Origin of the sequence: endosymbiont of Lamellibrachia barhami (assembly GCF_011947365.2) — a bacterium.
Classification (GTDB): domain Bacteria; phylum Pseudomonadota; class Gammaproteobacteria; order Chromatiales; family Chromatiaceae; genus QGON01.
The window spans coordinates 3,133,969-3,152,832 of sequence record NZ_JAAVSH020000001.1 but is presented as its reverse complement, the minus strand read 5'-3'; the positions used below and the strand labels follow the sequence as shown (position 1 = coordinate 3,152,832).

Here is an 18,864-nt window from a genome sequence, read left to right as displayed (position 1 = left end):
TCATGCTGGTGGATGGCTGCGGCTATCTGCACCGGACACAGCCGACCCGCTACGATGCCGTTGCCGCCTTCAATGCCCGACCCAGGGTTCATCAACTGACAGGGATATTCGATGAAGCCTGGGAGACTGGGGAGCCGGATGCAGAACTCTGGCGGCTACACTTGTAGTGAAACTCATAGCCTGTTGCCGTAGTCTATCGTTGGAAAACCCCATGGCCCGATCCATCTGCCTGATCATCATCCTCATATTTCTTCCACTCCAGGCTCAGGCAGAGAGTTTGGAAATCTTTGATCTCAAGGGCAGGACACCCCAGGAGATGATCCCTCTGCTCAAACCCTTCGTGGGTCCTGAGGGCACGGTCGAGGGGATGCACAACAAGCTGATTATTCGCACCTCGCCAGAACGCATGGTTGAGATAAAAAAGATCATCGACGAGTTCGACCATGCACCAAGACGGATGTTGATCCATGTTCGCGAACATGCACCGTTACTGCAGCAGAGACAACAAGTCGAAATTCACGCCGGGAATGACAGCATCAAAATCGGCACTCAATCGGAAAGAGGCAGTATCAAACGCTACACAACCCAAAGCCACCCTGATGCCAGCCGGACGATACAGACCCTGGAGGGTCAATCCGCCTTCATAAAAACGGGTATCATCCGGCCTGTTGAAACCGGAACCGGGGTAATCGCTGGTCCCATGGTCGGATATCAGAGCACTACGGAGTATCAGGATATCAGCTCCGGTTTCCATGTAACGCCCCAGATCATCGGTGATCGCATCAGGCTGGAGATCACCAGCCGCCACGCACAACCCGGCCGCCGTCAGGAAACAGTCAGGCACACCGAAAGCACAACCGTGGTCAGTGTCAAACCTGGAGAATGGATTCCCCTCAGCAGCACAGGCCGAGCCGGTTCGAACAGCACATCCAATATCGGCATGCAGGCGAAGACCCGTGCCAGCGACGAGCACTCCACCTGGATCAAGGTGGAACTACTGGACAGATAAGTCAGGAGTTCCCGGCGTTTCCTCCTCATCCTGTTCAGACAGCAGGCCAAAGTCGTTCAGTATGCTGAACAGTGCCGGTACTACCAACAACACCAGCATAGTGGTCGCCAACAGGCCAAAAACGATACTGGTAGCCAGGGGTATCAGAATTTGTGCCTGCATGCTCTTTTCAAGCAGCAGCGGAATAAGCCCGGCAATGGTGGTAATGGAGGTCAACAGCACCGCGCGGAACCGCTCCCGACTCGCCATCTTTGCCGCCTCGACAATTGCATGTCCCTCCCGTACCCGCAGTTTCAAAAACTCAACCAGCAGAATAGAGTCGTTCACCACAATTCCGGAAAGAGAGGCAAAGCCGATGACACCGGGCATGGTGAGGTTGAGCCCCATCAACAGATGGCCCCAAACAACACCAATCAAAGCCAGTGGTATCACAGTCATTACGACAACCGGCTCGATATAACTGCGAAACTGAAAGCTAAGTAGGATAAAAATACCGACAAGACCGATACCGAATGCCCGCAGCATGGAGACTGCTGTCTTGGCGGTCCTCTTTGACTCGCCTTCGATGCCAGCACTGATACCGGGATAGCGTTCCAGCAATTGTGGCAGATAGTGTTTCTTTGTATGGCCGATAATCTCGGCGGAGTTGGCGATTCGGCTATCGATATCGCCCTGAACCGTTATGGTGCGCCTCCCGTTTATGCGCTGGATACGGGCGTAACCACGATCATGTTCAATATGCGCAACGGCACTGAGGGGAACCTGATCACCCGCCGCAGTGGTGATTCTGAACGTCTCGATATCGGTCAGATCGGAACGATCCTGATCCCTGAGTCGGACATAGATTTCATAGGACTCAGGCCCAACCTGGATCTCTGTTGCGGTGGTTCCATAGAAGGCGGCCCGCAACTGATTGGCAATGGTAAAGGCATCCAGGCCCAGAGAGAGTGCCCCCTCTTTCAGACTCAGGCGCAACTCCGGTTTGCCGGGACGCAGGTTGTCGGTAACATCGAATACCCCTCGATAGCGTGACAGCCAGGACTGAAGCTCCAGTGAAGCCTGCTTGAGCTGACCCAGATCATCGCCAACCAGACGAATCTCCATTGGAATTCCACCCGGACCGATTACCGGTTCCTTGAAGCTCAAGGCATCGAGATCAGGGATATCACCCACCTCATTACGCCACTGATTGATCACATCGTCCAATGAGCCGCTACGTTCTTCAGCTGTCAACAGATCGACAGTAACCGTGGCAACATGGGGACCTGCCTCGTTGGCATCCATGTTGGAGTTAAAACGGATCTGGACATTCTTCAGCAGATGCTGGCCACCCGACTGTAACGGCATGAACGTCTCATCCACTTTTTTCAGCCCGTCGATCACCCGCTCCACCACGGCTTCCGTACGCCATAGGGGGGTGCCCTGAGGCAGCAGGATACGCGCCTCGATGGTGTCACCCTCGATATCGGGAAAGGCTTGGAATTTGAGTTTGCCTCCCGCCATCATACCGATACTGGCCAGGAACAAGGCGATTACACCACCGACAAACCAGTAGCGTTGATGAATAACACTATCTACGATACGCCCCAGTGTGACATCCCTGAAACGTAGCAGACGATCATCAAAGGCTTGCCGGAAGCGCCCAGTCTCCTGCTCATGGTGTTTCAATGAGTGCGCCAGATGGTGCGGCAGGATAAGAAATGCCTCGATCAGACTGACTGCAATCACCAGGATCAGCACCATCGGTATGAACTGCAATACCTTGCCCAGATGTCCCGAGAGAAACGCCAGGGGTCCAAATACGGCGATGGTGGTTAGAAATGATGAGCGCACACCGGGCGCTACCTGCCGGGTACCCTCGATTGCCGCCTGCATGGCGGTTTTTCCCCGCTTCAGGTGCGTGGCGATGTTTTCTGCGATAACGATCGCGTCATCCATCAGCAGGCCAATCGCAATCAACAGCGCCACCATGGTGATCATATTAATGGTCAGCCCAAACACGCTCATGAAGAAGAGCGCGCCCAGAAATGAGATCGGCAGTCCCATTGCCACCCAGAAGGCAAAGCGGCCCTGAAAGAAGAGCCACATGGTCAGGAAAACAAGCAGCAGACCTTGAGCACCATTTTTCAACAGCAGAGTGAGACGATCCCGCACCACCGATGAGCGATCCTCAGTAAGGGCAAAGACCACGCCTGAGGGTGCAGTCAAACGCAATTCATCCAGATAGATGGAGACCGCATCAAAAACCACCAGCGTATCCTGCTGCTTGGTCTTGTTGATCTGAAGAATTGCCGCACGCTTGCCGTTGAAGAGGATTTTATCCTCGTCCAGTTCAAAACGGTCACTGATATGGGCGATATCCCCCAGACGTATCTCAGAGCCGGAACTGGCGCTGACCACAACCAAATCCGCCAACGCCTCCGGTGTCCTCCGCAGATCGGTGAAACGGAGAAGAATGTCCCGTTCTCTTGTTTCCAGAGAACCGGCAGGCAGATCCACGCCCTGACGGGCAATGACATTGGCAATATCAGACATGCTTACGCCGTATTGACGCAGTGCAGAAGCGGGAACCTCGATACGCAGTTGGTGATCTGAAAAACCTTTGACATCGACTTGCGAAACTTCTGGCAGCACCTGCAATCGGTCCTTTACCTGTTCAGCATAGGCTTTCAGATGGCTCACCGACATAGGTCCGGTAACCGCAATGGAGACGACTCTGTCGGTACGACCCAGTTCCCGGATGACCGGTGGTTCCACCTGTTCAGGAAAGTTATCGATGGCATCGATCTCAGTCTTGATGTCATCCTTGAAACGGAGCAGATCACCCCCCTCCTCCATCTCCACCACAGCAACGCTGAAACCCTCTTTGGCATCACAGCGCATCTCAGCTACGTCACTGATACCGTCGACAGCATCTTCGATGCGCTGGCATAGCGCCTCTTCCACGTCCTCAGCACTGGCGCCGGGATAGACGACCCGTATCTCAATCTCATCACTGGCAAAATCAGGGAAAGTCTCCCGCTGCAAACCCGGCAGCGCAGTTAATCCCAGGATGGCCAGAAACAGCATCAGCAGATTTCCGGCGGTGGGGTGTCGGGCGAAGAACTCGATCATGGTTGGACGCCCTCTGCAGCAGCCTGTTGGCCCAGCCTGGTTTGAGCCGCCTCATCTGCCTGCGGCGATAACAACATGCCTTCAATGGCGGGAACCAGGTCAGAGATGACTACCCGCTCACCAGACCCCACTCCGCTGCCAATCACTGCATATTCCGGCTGCAGCAGCTCAATCTCCACTCTGCGGATTTCCAAACGGTCTTGCGCGTTAACCAGATAGACCGTACCGTCATGCAAGGCCAGACGAGGTATCACAAGTCTGTTGGTGCGTACACTTCCCATCAGCGTGACCTCAACGAAAAGCCCCTTAAGTAGAGGTGGACGCACACCAGGTCGCACGTTGGCATAAGGTTCGTCCACTTCCACTATCACACCCACCGTTCTTGTCTTGGGATCCAGGGTATCGCTCATGCGGGCAACCCGCCCTTGCCAAACAGCCTTTAGCGGTCCCTGATTCAATTTCACCTCGGCTGCGATGCCAAACGAATGATGAGAGTCGGATTGCACTGCATTCAATATATTCACGTTTTTTTCAGAGCGCATTAGTGGTGCTACCTGCTCAATCGGGATCTGCACCTCTATTTCGGCACGTTGCAGATCGTCTGCCTCGACCAAAATCTCACCCAGCCTGACATACTGCTCCTTTTCAAAATTGACTTCGGCAATACGTCCGGTAAATGGCATTTGCACTTTAGTGTGCTGAAGATCCCGCTCAGCGGTAGCCAGTTTCGCCCGATGGCGTGCCAACTGTGCCTCCACCAGTGCTTTTTGACTGGGGAGCAGATTGAGAGTGTTCTCCTGCGACTGTAGTTTCTGTTTCTGCGCCAACAGGGCTTGTTCCTGACTCTCCAGATCGGAGCGGCTGACGCCCCCCTTTCCAATCAGTTTTTTCTTGCGCTGCAGTTCTGATTCACTCAGACGCAGGGCTCGCTCTTCGATGGCCAGGGCTGCACGAGTATTGGTTGCTTTGGCATCGAGTTCCTGAAGTTGTGCCTGACTGGCCTGGATGTCGGCTTTGATCTGAGTGATAGCCAGCTCGAAATCCGTGGGGTCGATCCGGAACAACGGTTGTCCAGCCGGAATAATGGCCCCTTTTTTCAGCTTCGAATGTTTCTCAAGGATCTTGCCGCTAACCTGTGCCACAGCGTCCCAGGTAAAACCCGGACGCACTGTCCCGTGGCCGACTGCCTTGGGGACAATATTGAGACTGGGAATCGAGATATTCCTGACAAGCTTGGGAATCTCTACGGGTTCCTGTTGCACTGGGGGTGCCTTGCCCTGTTTCAGGAATATGAATATCGCGACACCCAAAAGGATCGGCAACAGGATCACCCATTTTCTCGATGTGGTCGACATTCATTGACTCCTAAAAAAACGTGAGGGGAATAAAAATCCCCGGGGCAAGCCCTCTCGCTTTCGCTCGACTTTCTCGTTCCTCGAAAGCGGGGTATTGAACCGTATGCTTTATTCATACGCCCCAAGGGGCGGGGAATTAGACCCATAGCGATTAAGGCTGAGCAGATTTGACTTAGTGTAGACAGGAAATAGTGCGGTGGGTTTCACCAAGATCAAAGAGATAACCATCGAGCACGCAGGGTTTCACGCTCTTTTTCCAACCACTGTACGGCAATAATGATGCTGGTAGAGTTGACGCGGCCGCCATAGAGTTCAGAAATGATTTGCTCTGCATCCATCACCACCACCCGGATATCCTCTCCCTCATGATCCAGGCCAAAGACGCCACCTGCCTGCGAGGCATCCACCCGGCCACAAAAGAGAAAAATCTGATCCACGGAGTGGCCAGGACTCACCATCAGGGTACATATCGATTCCAATTCAGTGATTTTGCAGTTGGCCTCCTCCTCCGCCTCCCTGCGTGCCACCTCCTCTGGGGATTCATTTTCACCGATGTAACCGCCCACCGTCTCCAGCACCCAGGGAAGGTCCTGATGATCCAATGCGCCGATACGAAACTGTTCCACCAGAACGACCTGGTCCAGATTTGGGTCGTAGAGTAAAACCGAAGCAGCCTGCAACCCTTCCAGTCTCTCCCGGATAAGCTCCCGACTGCTGCCACCTTCGTAGAGATCATGCTTCAACCGGTAGCGGTTCAATTTCAGAAAACCATCGTAAACTCGTTCTGACTCTATTATTTCGTAACGATATTTCATATTGCTGATGTGTAGCTCCATCCAGAAATCTGGAAATATAGGCAGAGAATGCAGAGGCGCAGTAACTTCGACTCCTTCACAGAAAAAGAGTTGACTTCTTATAAAGCAGCATCTATATTAGTATTTAATTATTTAACGATCTGGTGACTACCATGACAGACACACTTATAGTCAGTTGCGCTGAATTACGCGAACTCGCGGAGACCAATCCGGATGAGATTGAAGTCATCGTCGAAATGATGATTGAAGCGGATGCTGACATCTGCAGATAGCTCTCCACACCTTCATGACATTATCAGGGCCTGTTAACAGGCCCTGGTGAAGGGTGAACCTCCCAGGTTCGCCCTTGCGCTTTGTTATGAACGACCAGCAAGCATTCTCTCCCTGAGAAGTCGCTTGCGCAAGGTATGCGCAGTCACCTTGTCCAAACTTCCCCTCGTCAAAATAACGGAACGCTGTGGTTGAAATCTCCCAATGGAAAAATTAAGGACGATCAGCCAGGGTCTGCAGAAACTTGACGGCTTGAGTTGCGCGTATCGTTGCCGTCCATCCGAAAATGTCAGTTTCCAGCTGCCTTCCGGCTCCCACACCAATCGACTAATCGATGCGCTTTTAATACTTCCCCTTATCAGGGCAATCTTCCAGATGAAATATGCGAACACACACAGAGTCAATACAGTTTTTAGTCCAGAAGACAACTCAGTTGATAAGAGCGCCAACAAACCTGCACCATAAATAGCCGACAAGACCACCTGCTGTACTGGGGATCTGCCGGGTTGTAGAATTATCGGTTCAGCGTTCCGCCTCAAGATCCCGGCCTCCCTGCCGAATAATCTGTACAATTTCGACCATTTGCTTATCAGCAATCTTGCTGTCTGAAATAAGCCAGGACTGTAGTGTTTGGTCCGGAAATTCCAGTAATGTCGCAAAATCCTTTCGTGCCTCCCTGTCGAGAGAGGGATACTCATTTTCAAGAAAGGCAAACAACAGCAAATCGAGTTCCAGCATACCCCGGCGGCACTGCCAGCGTAAGCGGTTGATTTCCACAGTTTCACTCATGGGCATTGACTGAACCTCAACGGGTATGACTCAGTATGTCCCAACACTGCCATGTGGTGCAATGCGTTCAGTTATTGAGTCCTATCCTGCAGCAGACGTGAATACATGGCCCGGTAGCCCGTGATTCCGATTGCGATCCAAACCGCAGAACGCAAGGTCATGGCAGCCACAGTGCGCAGTTCATATTCACCACCAAAAAAGATATGGATTCCAAAGGCGGCGAAGACCGACAACGTCAATGTGGCAATGGCGATTGCTGCTGCTGGAGCCCAAGCTTTTTCCAACCAAATGCCAATTCCGGTAGCGATATAGACAAACCCTGCAGAAAAATTGAACCAAAGAACAAAATCCACAGTGTTTCCAGCAGCACGCCTGGCTTCACCATCTATGAAAAGCACGCTGCCACCTGATTTAATGGTCATTACGCCAAAGACCACTGCGACGATGGCGGCAATCCAGACCCATGCGGGCCGTTTAGTAATCATTAGGATATTCCTTCTATCAAAGAGAAAAACCAGTGTTTATGTAGAGGGCAATCTGCCATATCTCATTATCAGTGAGCTGATTACCAAATGCAGGCATAGCTGTACCGAACGGTTCACCACCTTCCGACAAGGTCCAGAAAATGAAGGCATCTGTAGCTACAGGTAATCTACGGGTAATCGAAAGGTTGGCCGGACTGGGAACCAGCAGCTTGCCTGCCGAGCCATTCCCTTCACCAGATGCACCATGACATACCGTACATTGCGCTTGATAGAGCTTTTTTCCATCAGAGATATTTTCTGACGAAGCGGGCAAAGGGTTGCTTAAATCAGCATACTGATCTGGTATGTTTCCCAGCACATATTGTGTATAGCGGCCAACAAAGAAGGAATTTGACTCGTTTATACCGAGACTCTGACAACCAGTAATGGCCAGGGCCACTACTGGTAATGAGAGCATATATGGTATGCGTAGCGACCGCATTAATGACCACGTCCCCTGCCGCCACCGGAGCCACCACCGCTGCGTGAGCCATAACCACTCCCATACGCCTGGCTGGAACCTTGGCTGGAGCCTTGACCATACCGATATTTATTACCGGAGCCGTTGTCGTTACCCTGACCATAGCGATATTTATTACCGGAACCGTTGCCGCCACCCTGACCATAGCGATTCATCTTTCCACTACCCTCTCCCTGTTCGCCCGTTTCATTCATCTGACGAAACAGAGAACGCTCTTCACTGTCCATTGACTGCATTCTGTTCTGCATCTCTGTACGATAACCTTCACGATCTTCATACGACTGTTCCCGAACCTGTGAGCGCATCTTTACCAATTCTTCATTGCTGATGTCTGCATAATCTGCCGCTTCGACACTGATGGATCCTATCGTCAAAGCCGCAATCCCTGCCACAGCCTTCAAACATTTTTTCATCTAAATTCTCCTCATATGGATTCGCATGATGGCTTGATACTGTGTAGAGACGCTAATCGCTACACACTCAATCCATGCTGTGCAGTATGAGAGCTAGCTGTTTCACAATTATTTCGGCGCACAGGAAAACTGTTTCAGATTGTTACAGTAATAAAATGCAGGCGACAGATGAGGGCATGTCATAACAACTCAGCATCGTGGGTCCTGCCCGTTGCAGACGATCCTGGGATGCACTGAATAATGTAGGATGGGCAATAGTGACTAAATCGCTTTTTTCAACATCAGGTCACGAATATGACCAATGGCGCGAGTAGGATTCAATCCCTTGGGACAGACATCGACACAGTTCATAACGGTATGACAGCGAAACAGCCGGTATGGGCCATCCAGTGCATCGAGTCGATCATTCTCTGCCTGATCTCTGGAGTCAGCCAGGAAACGCCAAGCCTGCAATAAGGCAGCCGGGCCAAGAAACTTATCGGGATTCCACCAGAAAGAGGGACAGGATGTTGTGCAGCAACCACACAAAATACACTCATATAGCCCGTCAAGCCTGTCCCGCTCATCTGACGTTTGCAGAATTTCGACCTCTGGCTCTGGATCCTGGCGGATCAGATAGGGTTTTACGGAACGATACTGTTTATAAAACCCCTGCATGTCCACTATAAGGTCCCGAATAACCGGTACTCCAGGGAATGGCCTGACTTCAACCGGTTCTTTCAGCTCGGCCAGTGGTGTAATGCAGGCGAGTCCATTACGGCCGTTGATATTCATCCCGTCCGAACCACAAACCCCTTCTCCGCAGGAGTGTCGGAAACTGAGCGTCTCATCCTGTGCTTTAAGCGCAAGCAGCGCATCACGCAGCATCATGCCCGAAGGGATCGCAGCAAGCTCAAAATCCTGCATATAGGGTTCCCAGTCTTGATCCGGGTCGTAACGGTAGATGCGGAAACGCATATGCTTACCCGGTCGCTGCAAATAAAATGATCAATAGACGCGCTCCTTCGGCGGAAAACTCTCAACGGATAACGGGCGGGTCCGGACGGGCTTGAAATCCAGGCGGTCCTCTTCAAGATAGTAGAGACTGTGCTTCATCCAATTGATGTCATCGCGATCAGGGTAGTCAACCCGAGAATGCGCCCCACGACTCTCTTTTCGTGCTGCTGCAGACATCATGGTGGCCATAGCGATGTCCATCAGATTTTCCAGTTCCAGCGCTTCGATCCTGGCGGTATTGAATATCCTGCTGGTATCACGCAGCCGCACATCGGGAAGACGTTCGCGCAGACGCTTCAATTCAGCAACACCTTGTTGCATCACATCCTCATTTCTGAAGACACCGCAGTGCTCCTCCATCACCCGCTTCAGGTCTGTACGCAGATTGTCGACAGATTCACCTTCGCCACGCAAATTCCAGCGCTGTAGTCGTGCCATCGCTTTCTCCACGCCTGCATCATTCATCTGCCGGTGATAGCGGTTCTCCCGCAGATACTCGATGATGCGGTTACCGGCAGAGCGTCCAAAGACCAGAATATCCAAGAGAGAGTTGCCACCCAGCCGGTTAGCCCCATGGATGGAAACGCAGGCGCATTCACCGGCAGCGTAAAGCCCGGGAATAACCTCCTCGGGTCCATTTCGCACCGGCACCACCACCTGTCCATATCGGTCGGAAGGAATCCCACCCATGATGTAGTGCGCAGTAGGAAAGACCGGGATCGGTGCCTTGGCCGGGTCGATATGGAGAAATGTCTGGCTCAGATCCCGGATACCCGGTAGCCGCTTGTGAACAACCTCCTTTCCCAGGTGATCCACCTTGAGCAGTACATGATCCTTGTCAGGCCCACATCCCCGCCCTTCTCGTATCTCTGTGGAGATGGCACGGCTGACCACATCACGGCTGGCAAGATCCTTGGCATTGGGTGCATACCGCTCCATAAACCGCTCACCTACACCATTGATCAGATAGCCCCCCTCGCCCCGCGCAGCCTCTGTGATCAACATTCCCTTACCGGCAATGCCGGTTGGATGAAACTGAAAAAACTCCATGTCCTGCAATGGGATGCCGACCCGCAGCGCCATCGCCATGCCATCACCGGTATTGATGTGTGCATTGGTGTTGGTGCGAAACAATTGTCCACAGCCACCCGTGGCAATCAGTGTGGTCTTGGCCTCGATGAGCAGCGGCTCTCCCGTCGCGATCTCCAGTACCAGGGCACCAAGAATCACCCCTTCATCATCCTTTATCAGATCAATTGCAAAGAACTCATCAAAGAAATGGGTCTTGGCTCGAATATTCTGTTGATAGAGAGAGTGGAGTATGGCGTGCCCCGTCCGGTCAGCCGCAGCACAGGTTCTGGAAGCCTGCCCCTCACCGAAATTCTGACTCTGTCCGCCGAAGGCCCGCTGATAGATACGGCCATTTTCAAGACGGGAGAAGGGGACACCGAAGTGTTCCAGCTCATAAACAACCCTGGCGGCAGATCGGCACATATACTCGATAGCATCCTGATCACCCAGGTAATCACTGCCTTTGACTGTGTCATACATATGCCAATGCCAGTTGTCTGGAGTGACATTAGCCAAGGCAGCATTGACACCTCCCTGCGCGGCGACGGTATGGGATCGTGTGGGAAAGACCTTCGTCACAACGGCAACTCTCGCCTCAGCTTCAGCGAGTTGCAGTGAAGCCCGCAGGCCAGCACCACCAGCCCCCAGGATCAGGGCATCGAATCTTCTGCGGGAGATTTTCATACCACACCCTTTACGTTAAACAGGATACGTGCAGCCCAGACCCCGCAGGCAACCAGTCCCAGCCCAACCAGAACCAACAGCACCATCCGCGCTGGGAACGGTTGAACGTAATCAATCACCACATCCCTGATACCGATCCACCCATGCAGCAGGATTGCGAAAACAAACAGTAAAAGTGAAGTATTCACCCAAGGAGAACTGAGCAGTTCGACCCAAGGCTGATAGCTCGTTACTGGGTAAAAAAGCAAATATCCCAATGCGACCGGCACAAAGACCGCCAGATAGATGGCAGTAATGCGTTGGAAGATCCAGGCCCGAAGCCCCGAGATGCTTCGGCTCACAAAAGCGCTCCCAAAAGGGAAGCCGAAGCAAAACCACTGAAAATCACCAGCCAGGCACTCTTACGGGCGACAATTCTATCCACACCAATATCCATATCGATTAAGAGATAACGAATGCCTGCCAGCAGATGGTGCAGCAAGATCCAAAGCATCAGAAACAGCAGTATTTGAAAGGGCAAACTGTCGATCATTGCCAAAACCTGATGAAAACCTGTTTCATCGGATACGGACATCTCAAGCAGATAGATGCAAAAAGGAATCAGCAGAAACATCACAATGCCTGTAGCCCGATGGGCAACGGACAAGAGAGCCGCAGCAGGCAGTTTGATCTGAAGCAGATTGAGAAATACGGGACGTTTAGTTTGCCGTGCCATTGCCTACTTCCGTGAGGAAACTTATAGGAGCGTTTCCCGCAGTATAGCCAAGTGTGGGCAGGTTGGAATGAGGAATTAGATACTACCCATTTAACGGGTAGAGGAATGGTGCCCGGAGCCGGAATCGAACCGGCACGACCCAAAGGTCGAGAGATTTTAAGTCTCTTGCGTCTACCAATTTCGCCATCCGGGCGGATGAGCGAGACAGCAAGTTACAAAAAGTAATGGAGGCTGAGGTCGGAATCGAACCGGCGTCCACGGCTTTGCAGTCCGTCTCACTTACTGATAATTCAATAGGTTACGAAGCTTACCACCCGCATTACCACTCCGCTTAGTGATTTGGCGTTTGGAATCTGGCGACAAAATACCATCGAAAACCCAATAACGCCATTCTTCACCATCAAAAAATATTAATGTGATTCTTCGGGATCAGTCTTAAATACCCTATTCATCGGGCAATGCGCACATCAGCAGGCCCCCCACGGTGTATGTCTATGTAACCAACAGCCGGCCACTAGAGCGACTGGACATGCCGACCCGGGATGGCGCCAAGCGTGCCTTCGAGCCTAAAGGACTGATGGTCCTTTTTGCCTTCCTTTGCCACCCCGAACTGGTCAAGGTACCCTATCGTGAGATCGCAGCGAGAGCGGGGTGGCGGTAGGTACCGTTGGCTGGGTCCTGAACGGTCTCAAGGCGGCGGAATTCGTTCATGACAAAGGCGCGAAGAAGGGGCGCCGGCTCGTACACTACCGCAAACTGCTGGAACTGGCCCGGTAGCGCTCGTCTTTACCCTCAATGGAAAACTCAATTTCCGTGGTCCCATTCAGGAAGGCACGGACATCGTCCGAGGTCTGAATCTTTCTTGTCGTTCATATAAATTTTGTGGGTGACCATCATGAGCTGGGCTCCCTCTTTTTCAGACTCATTTCACGCTGGAATCGAGCCCTTCGTTCAGACTCATTTCATATTGGACAAGACTGGTGGCCCCTTAACCCAGCGATCTAGTTGTCAACAGGTCCCGTGTTAGATCAAAGACACCTAACTCCAGCCTGTAGAGTACGCCAAAACCATCTGCGACGAAGTTTTTGCCGGAATTAGTCCAGAAAAGTAGTAAAAAACGCATGAACAACCTAGTGTATATATAATAAAAACAAATGGTTATGCGATCAGTTAATAGCCATGAACTAGGTGCTCATTATGTAAGTAGATTGCACTTTTCAATAGGTCTCCCTGCGTAGTTGCAGGGTTGTGTGGATCTCCAATACTACCCTCTAGATAAAGAGCAGGTTTCACTAGGCTTTTTTGCGAAAATTCGTTACGTGCAGTCGCGCCATGTGATTACGGAATATTTAGCGAGTACCTTACAGAAGAATGGCGTTATTGGGCTTTCGATGGTACTTTGTCGCCAGTTTCCAAACGCCAAATCACTAAACGGAGTGGTAATGCAGGTGGTAAACTTCGTAACCTATTGAATTATCAGTAAGTGAGACGGACTGCAAAGCCGTGGACCTCGGTTCGATTCCGGGCTCAGCCTCCATTTTATTGCTCTATTAATCAATAGAATATAGTCATTATCTCTATATAACTTTAAGCGAAAAGTGGTGCTTTTTGCCCAAGAAAACCACTCCTGCCACTCGAAAAACCCAAAAGAAGACGCTCGTGTAACGGATAGAAAGGCCGTGGACGCCAGTTTTCTAGCAGCGTCCGGTTGTTACAGGCTGGTCATTTATAGTTTTATCTGCTTAAGCTTTTCGTTGACCAGTATAATGTCGAAGGCTCTTGGGTCAAAAGCCTCACCCCACCACTGTATTACGCTTTCATGCTCCTCATGTTGTGGATCAGTCATCGCTTCGAGGAACTCGAAGTAGCCACCCAAGCCACCAACATCTTCTGGCGGACAGGCCATTTCACCACCGATACAGACAACAGAAGATCGTGCCGATGTCAGTGGCAGTGTGTTTTCAAGGGTGATCGTGTGCCGCCAGTTGTCGCCGTAGTCGTAGATATATTCAAACAGCTTTTTTTGGCCCAGCACTTTTACAAGGTTCTTGCGCTTCTCATTGATCAGTTTAGGGGCAAGATCCAAGTTTGGATCATTAGGGTCAACGATGCCATAGTGCCTGTGATCGATGATAAACTCATGCAGGTGATAGTCGTACCATCCCATAACTTCCTGAATGACCCGATGCAATTTAACCAGGGTGATATTATCCGGCACCAGCACACTACGCCATATCGAGGGATTGGAATGCTCCAGTTCAATGCGCAGTTGCAGTAAAGACTGTGGGCCTATCTGACTGACTTTCTTCATGCAGCCTCCTGGGTATCGATGACCTGATTAAAAGTTTTTTGCATATTCCACGGCAGCAGCTCATCGATTTTATTGATCGGGTGCGAACTAATCACTGACAACATCGCGTTATTGTCAATTTCAATGCACCCATCATCACGGTAGCGCGTCAACACTACTCAGCGAGCCAGTGTGTAACGTATCACCCGGGACGGTTCCGAGTTTCTCAAGATCTGCATTAAGTTCGTCTCCAGCCAGTCTTTAAACCTCTGTAGTATGGGTGCAGCATCATATTGTCGGTATCTTCTTCGTTCATCTGGCGGTTTCCCCCGGATCGCTGATTCTACCTGATATAGTTGCCGGATATAGTACAGCGCCTGAATGGCCTGTGGTCTGGTTCACCCAAAGGGTCAAGTCTTGCGTTTTGCCTGCCTACTGATTTCTGCTCAACAAAACTTCTCCAGCTATTGCTCGATCTCTTGCAGGCTGTTCTGATGGACTGGTGGGAACCTATCGACGGTCATCACCAGATCCTTGACTGCCGGTTCGATCCAGCTGATAGCCTCCAGGATCTGCTCATGCTGTTGCGGCAGATCTTGTCAATACCAGATTGGCTCATGATGAAAGATGCGGTTGCGCAGCTGACGTATCTTGTGGAACTGCTGGGAGAGAACTTTGCGGGTACGGATCTTTCTCGGCATATATGGAAAAGCCGTCTTGATCAGCTGAGGCCAAAGCACCTGCTCATAGCACTTGTCCAGCATGCTGCTCCAGAACCCGAAGTTCAGCTCGGCGATAATGCGTCCCGGGTTGAGCACCTTGTGTTGGCGGGACAACATCGCCTTGCTCTATTCAGTGCGCCGACATCGTTGTCGTGCCGGATGATATGGGGATCGTTATACCAATCATCTCGCCCAAAATACTGCAGAGCGGCACTATGGATGCTATTGCGCAGGGTGGCCTCCAGAGCCGGAGGACCGGATAGAGGCTTTCGCTTAGCGCCATGTTCCAGGCGTAGTGGCCGAGCAGGGTGCAGTTGCTGTTTTGGGCCAGCCGCCGGCGGTAGGCAGCAAGGCGTTCTACCGAAAGTGCCTGCTCCAGTTTGGTGGCGAAGTCTGCAATGTTGTGGCTTTATGTAGTACGTACTACAATATCTCGTATGAATGATCATATGAGGATTTCAGATGCAACGGCAAGTCCCGATACGTGAGGTGAATCAGCATCTCTCTCGATATATTGAGATCGCAGAACAAGGCGAAGAGATCATTATCACAAAACGAGGGCGGCCTGTTGCTCGGCTGTCTGCTGTTAAACTTGACCGAAAATTAAGCGAAGAACAAGAGGAGGCGCTTTTGCGTAGCCTTGCCAGGATGAGGAAAGGATACAATCTGGGTGGCCAGTCCTTCGACCGGGACGAGCTTCATGAGCGGTGAGAAATACACCCTCGATACCAATATTCTCATCTACAGCATCGACCGACAGGCCGGAGAGCGGCACCATAAATCCATCGAACTGATTGAAGAGATGTCGCGTTGTGATTGCATCCTGACGCTTCAGGCGCTCTCAGAGTTCTACAGCGCAGTCAACCGTAAGAACAAGATGCCCCGGGATGAGGCAGAGGCTCAGGTGAATGATTGGATGATCCTATTTCCTGTGGTTAACGCCGAACCTGGAATTCTCCAACGGGCGATGAAGGCGGTCGATGCCCATAAATTTTCGTTCTGGGATGCCATGCTGTTGGAGACGGCGGTGCAAGCGAGCGTGACCCGATTCCTTTCGGAAGACATGCAGCATGGCCGTCTCTGGAAAGGGATGAGTATCCAAAATCCATATTAGGAGGCAGATCGCTCCTTTCGGTACGCGTTTGCAGGCCTCGGCCAGTGAGCGGTGTTCGCTCACGTTGGTACCGGGAAGCACATAGAGCCCCCGACCGATTCGTTGCAGCCTACCAGCTGCGTGGAGTCTACTGAGATAGATCCGTGGGATGCCGTAAGGATCGAGATCCCGGGGACGCAGAACCCCTTCCCTTTGTACCAGTTCCAGCACCTTGCCTGTCTGCGTCGTTTGAGTCATTAGGCTTGAATGTTCCATTACATAGGAAAAAATATACAAAGCCCGAGGAAATGTAACACAAGCTGGTAAAAAGACCGGGGGTGGTCATCAGTGTAGTTTTTAGGAGTTAAAGTTCAAATACTCTTTCCATGCCTTGCTTTGCATACTCATGCGAGGTGGATACTCCTCTCCGGTGTTAGCGCAGAGGCGTTCAGCTCGAAATCTTCATGTTGCCGTAATAGTGGTGTAGAACCACAGCCGTGCACATGGCACTCCTGCTTGCCCTTGGGACACTGGCTGTAGGTGCAGAGTCGACCCAGATAACGATCACTGTCGGGTTCCATGATGAAGACGTCAACTTGATGGTGGGCTACCCTGACACTGTGTTCTTCAAGCAGTAGAGTCAGCACTCTGGAGCGTGCTTTCTGTAGGGTCCGCAGGCAGCCGGAATCATTCACCCAGACTGCTAAATCTACATCCTTGCACTTATGCAGCATGGGTATGCCGGTACGGCGGTATTTGCGATAACGTGGTTTCTCTTTTTGTAGAGGAGTGGCGACGGAACCAAACAGCATCACTTTTCCCACCGCAGATATTTGTCTAAATGCCTGAGCCACGTATTCGGCGGCAAGACGAAAGTCTTTTTGTCGTTGTTGTGTTCGTCGATTCTCCTCACTGATCTCCCGGTAGATGGAGGACTCGGATAACCACAACGGTTCGTTGTCGTCCCACATTTCATCGACGTATTCCTGCCAGTCCGTCATCGTCTCCTGCAGGGAGTTATCTCTGTTTTTCTTCGATGCAGAGTCGTCCGCATAGGCATGCAGTGGAATAGGGCTGCTTGCAGTATGTGCGCTGCATTTGAAAAGCTGGGTGTCACGGCATTTGTTTACAGGGGTTTTTCTGATCTTCTCTTCATAGAGTTCATGGATCCACTGTTTAACCGGTAACTTCCACTGTTGGGTCGGAGAAGGGATGTTTTTGATCAGGGAACGGGGGTTGAGGCCAAGTTCCTTGGCCATACGGATATCCTCCCTGCTGAGGCGGCAGTGTCGTTTGGCCTCGACCCACTGTCGATCCTTGTTAGAACCCTGTCGTTTCGATTTGGCCACGGATGTTTTCCCGGTAAGTACTGAATGTCAGTCTCGTTTAGTCTACTCCAGGACAGAAGCAGCCCGGGAAAGAAGCTCGTCGCTTTGTTTGATTAGTTTGTCCGCTTGAGCTTCATCCACCTCGGGTTGATTCTCCCGCAGACGGGCGACCAGAGACAAAGTTTCGGCTGGCAGCAGGCTCGCCTGTACCAGCGTTGACTCGATCAGTTCCTGGGCTGGTGTTTTTTCAGTGTCGTGACCCCGCCAAAAGAGCAGGGCATGCAAGGCCGTCTCCACGGCACTACGCATCGGGGCGAGTGCTTCTGTTGAAAAGCCGCCTTCGGTGAGCACTTTCGCCATTCGCCGTTTATGTTCACTCTGGGTCAGGCGGTTGCGGGCCTCGGTCAGTCGTTTTGATTGTTCGTCATCTTTTGGCTTATCTGTGGCCGGGGCGCGGTAGACCGTTCTGACAGTATCCTGGTTGGTGTTCAAGACGCCGGCTTCGATCAGTTGCTGGATGGTCGCAAAGGCATCCCGGTCCAGCAATTTCAATTGCGGCGTCTGCTCGGGGAACTGTTCTTGCAATTGCCGGGTAAGGGCACTCTGCAGAGCGTCACTCAGCCGGTCTGCCACCACCAGCAGAGTCTGCTGTGTTCCCTCGCCGTGCAGTTCCATCAGTTCCAGATGATGGCTCCACTGTGAAAGAATATCGTCCCGCAGACGATCGAGCGGATCGGTGGGTGGCATTTGTGGTTCTTTTGACGCACCCGTTATCAGGGCATCGATTCGTTCCAAAAAAGCGGCTCGGCCGGAGGGGAGATCCATTTCATTTTTGCCTTTACCATCCACCACACCTTCAGCCAGGGAACGCTTCTGCTCCAGCAGAGAGAGCATGCGGTGTTCGATGGAGCCTTCAGATACAAGATTGATTACCTGCACCGGGCGTTTCTGGTGCTTTCGCCAGGCACGGGCGATGCGCTGCTCCAGTTTGGCCGGGTTCCAGGGCATATCCAGGTTGATTACTACATCGGCCACCTGCAGGTTGAGTCCTACGGAGCCCGAGTCGGTGGAGAGGAATAATCGGCACTCGGGATCGTCCTTGAATCGTCGGATCTCTTCACGGCGTTTTGGCTGTGGGATCTTGCCGGTATGCAAAGCGTAGTGCAGCCCCATCTCCTCGGCCTGCGATCGGACC

At 51.9% G+C, this 18,864-nt stretch carries 22 protein-coding genes, 1 tRNA gene and 1 pseudogene; 6 read left to right on the top strand and 18 right to left on the bottom strand.

From position 1 onward, the window contains the following. Positions 1–2: 2 nt before the first annotated feature. Positions 3–167, top strand: coding sequence for a DUF7931 domain-containing protein (locus G9Q73_RS20765; protein ID WP_500814667.1), 165 nt, complete (start codon positions 3–5; stop codon positions 165–167). A 44-nt stretch (positions 168–211) separates the two neighbouring features. Continuing rightward, complete coding sequence (locus G9Q73_RS14360; RefSeq protein WP_177420379.1) at positions 212–1,009, top strand: hypothetical protein; 798 nt, start codon at positions 212–214, stop codon at positions 1,007–1,009. Here G9Q73_RS14360 and G9Q73_RS14355 read toward each other — a convergent pair. The 12 genes from G9Q73_RS14355 to G9Q73_RS14300 all read right to left on the bottom strand — a co-directional run bounded on the left by G9Q73_RS14355 (position 995) and on the right by G9Q73_RS14300 (position 12,429). After that, positions 995–4,123 carry an efflux RND transporter permease subunit gene (locus G9Q73_RS14355; RefSeq protein WP_177420378.1) on the bottom strand — a complete coding sequence of 1,043 codons (3,129 nt, stop codon included), beginning with the start codon at positions 4,121–4,123 and terminating at the stop codon, positions 995–997. The two genes, G9Q73_RS14360 and G9Q73_RS14355, sit on opposite strands and share 15 nt — an antisense overlap. Next, positions 4,120–5,478, bottom strand: a complete 1,359-nt coding sequence (locus G9Q73_RS14350) for an efflux RND transporter periplasmic adaptor subunit (protein WP_177420377.1) — start codon at positions 5,476–5,478, stop codon at positions 4,120–4,122. The genes G9Q73_RS14355 and G9Q73_RS14350 overlap by 4 nt, the downstream gene beginning before the upstream one ends. A 212-nt stretch (positions 5,479–5,690) precedes the next feature. Continuing rightward, complete coding sequence (locus G9Q73_RS14345; protein WP_246345281.1) at positions 5,691–6,314, bottom strand: NUDIX domain-containing protein; 624 nt, start codon at positions 6,312–6,314, stop codon at positions 5,691–5,693. Between the two features lie 771 nt (positions 6,315–7,085). Further along, entirely contained in the window at positions 7,086–7,352 is a 267-nt protein-coding gene (locus G9Q73_RS14340) for an FAD assembly factor SdhE (RefSeq protein WP_246345279.1), read from the bottom strand. A gap of 71 nt (positions 7,353–7,423) precedes the next feature. After that, a complete protein-coding gene (locus G9Q73_RS14335) occupies positions 7,424–7,837 on the bottom strand; it encodes a hypothetical protein (RefSeq protein ID WP_177420375.1) in 414 nt (137 codons plus the stop codon). A gap of 16 nt (positions 7,838–7,853) precedes the next feature. Then, the gene (locus tag G9Q73_RS14330; RefSeq protein WP_177420374.1) at positions 7,854–8,294 is read right to left on the bottom strand and encodes a c-type cytochrome; all 441 of its coding nucleotides are present in this window, start codon (positions 8,292–8,294) and stop codon (positions 7,854–7,856) included. Positions 8,295–8,317: 23 nt separating this feature from the next. Further along, a complete protein-coding gene (locus G9Q73_RS19770) occupies positions 8,318–8,770 on the bottom strand; it encodes a DUF1104 domain-containing protein (RefSeq protein ID WP_246345277.1) in 453 nt (150 codons plus the stop codon). Positions 8,771–9,031: 261 nt separating this feature from the next. Beyond that, positions 9,032–9,727, bottom strand: coding sequence for a succinate dehydrogenase iron-sulfur subunit (locus tag G9Q73_RS14320; RefSeq protein WP_177420373.1), 696 nt, complete (start codon positions 9,725–9,727; stop codon positions 9,032–9,034). Between the two features lie 30 nt (positions 9,728–9,757). Then, positions 9,758–11,521 carry a succinate dehydrogenase flavoprotein subunit gene (gene sdhA / locus G9Q73_RS14315; RefSeq protein WP_177420372.1) on the bottom strand — a complete coding sequence of 588 codons (1,764 nt, stop codon included), beginning with the start codon at positions 11,519–11,521 and terminating at the stop codon, positions 9,758–9,760. Further along, on the bottom strand, positions 11,518–11,862 hold the full coding sequence (gene sdhD / locus G9Q73_RS14310) for a succinate dehydrogenase, hydrophobic membrane anchor protein (RefSeq protein ID WP_218649966.1): 345 nt from the start codon (positions 11,860–11,862) through the stop codon (positions 11,518–11,520). The genes sdhA and sdhD overlap by 4 nt, the downstream gene beginning before the upstream one ends. Further along, the gene (gene sdhC / locus G9Q73_RS14305) at positions 11,859–12,236 is read right to left on the bottom strand and encodes a succinate dehydrogenase, cytochrome b556 subunit (protein WP_177420371.1); all 378 of its coding nucleotides are present in this window, start codon (positions 12,234–12,236) and stop codon (positions 11,859–11,861) included. Before sdhC ends, sdhD begins: the two co-directional genes overlap by 4 nt. A gap of 106 nt (positions 12,237–12,342) precedes the next feature. After that, positions 12,343–12,429: transfer RNA gene (locus G9Q73_RS14300), tRNA-Leu, on the bottom strand. A 291-nt stretch (positions 12,430–12,720) separates the two neighbouring features. On the opposite strand from G9Q73_RS14300, the gene G9Q73_RS14295 reads away from it, so the two are divergent. After that, positions 12,721–12,897, top strand: a complete 177-nt coding sequence (locus tag G9Q73_RS14295; RefSeq protein WP_177420370.1) for a hypothetical protein — start codon at positions 12,721–12,723, stop codon at positions 12,895–12,897. Then, positions 12,888–13,013: a hypothetical protein gene (locus G9Q73_RS20050; protein ID WP_281397585.1), complete on the top strand. Its 126-nt coding sequence runs from the start codon at positions 12,888–12,890 to the stop codon at positions 13,011–13,013. The genes G9Q73_RS14295 and G9Q73_RS20050 overlap by 10 nt, the downstream gene beginning before the upstream one ends. 949 nt (positions 13,014–13,962) lie before the next feature. On the opposite strand, the gene G9Q73_RS14290 is transcribed toward G9Q73_RS20050, so the two are convergent. The 3 genes from G9Q73_RS14290 to G9Q73_RS14275 form a co-directional block, all read right to left on the bottom strand. After that, positions 13,963–14,547 (bottom strand): plasmid pRiA4b ORF-3 family protein, encoded by a 585-nt coding sequence (locus tag G9Q73_RS14290; protein WP_177420369.1) that lies wholly within the window; start codon positions 14,545–14,547, stop codon positions 13,963–13,965. A gap of 158 nt (positions 14,548–14,705) precedes the next feature. Then, entirely contained in the window at positions 14,706–14,909 is a 204-nt protein-coding gene (locus G9Q73_RS20560) for an IS66 family transposase (RefSeq protein ID WP_177421462.1), read from the bottom strand. Positions 14,910–15,125: 216 nt separating this feature from the next. Further along, positions 15,126–15,365 (bottom strand): Abi family protein, encoded by a 240-nt coding sequence (locus tag G9Q73_RS14275; protein ID WP_177420368.1) that lies wholly within the window; start codon positions 15,363–15,365, stop codon positions 15,126–15,128. Between the two features lie 345 nt (positions 15,366–15,710). Between G9Q73_RS14275 and G9Q73_RS14270 the strand changes: the two genes are divergently transcribed. Both G9Q73_RS14270 and G9Q73_RS19765 read left to right on the top strand, forming a co-directional pair. Further along, positions 15,711–15,959: a type II toxin-antitoxin system Phd/YefM family antitoxin gene (locus G9Q73_RS14270; RefSeq protein ID WP_177420367.1), complete on the top strand. Its 249-nt coding sequence runs from the start codon at positions 15,711–15,713 to the stop codon at positions 15,957–15,959. Further along, positions 15,949–16,362, top strand: coding sequence for a PIN domain-containing protein (locus G9Q73_RS19765; RefSeq protein WP_246345275.1), 414 nt, complete (start codon positions 15,949–15,951; stop codon positions 16,360–16,362). Before G9Q73_RS14270 ends, G9Q73_RS19765 begins: the two co-directional genes overlap by 11 nt. Positions 16,363–16,446: 84 nt before the next feature. On the opposite strand, the pseudogene G9Q73_RS20555 reads toward G9Q73_RS19765, so the two are convergent. The 3 genes and pseudogenes from G9Q73_RS20555 to G9Q73_RS14255 form a co-directional block, all read right to left on the bottom strand. After that, a pseudogene (locus G9Q73_RS20555) lies at positions 16,447–16,599 on the bottom strand (type IV toxin-antitoxin system AbiEi family antitoxin domain-containing protein); the annotation flags it as partial. A 146-nt stretch (positions 16,600–16,745) separates the two neighbouring features. Beyond that, positions 16,746–17,690 carry a nucleotidyltransferase family protein gene (locus G9Q73_RS19240; protein WP_218650127.1) on the bottom strand — a complete coding sequence of 315 codons (945 nt, stop codon included), beginning with the start codon at positions 17,688–17,690 and terminating at the stop codon, positions 16,746–16,748. Between the two features lie 42 nt (positions 17,691–17,732). Beyond that, a partial coding sequence (locus G9Q73_RS14255) for a helicase-related protein (RefSeq protein WP_177420365.1) occupies positions 17,733–18,864 on the bottom strand: 1,132 nt, incomplete at its 5' end.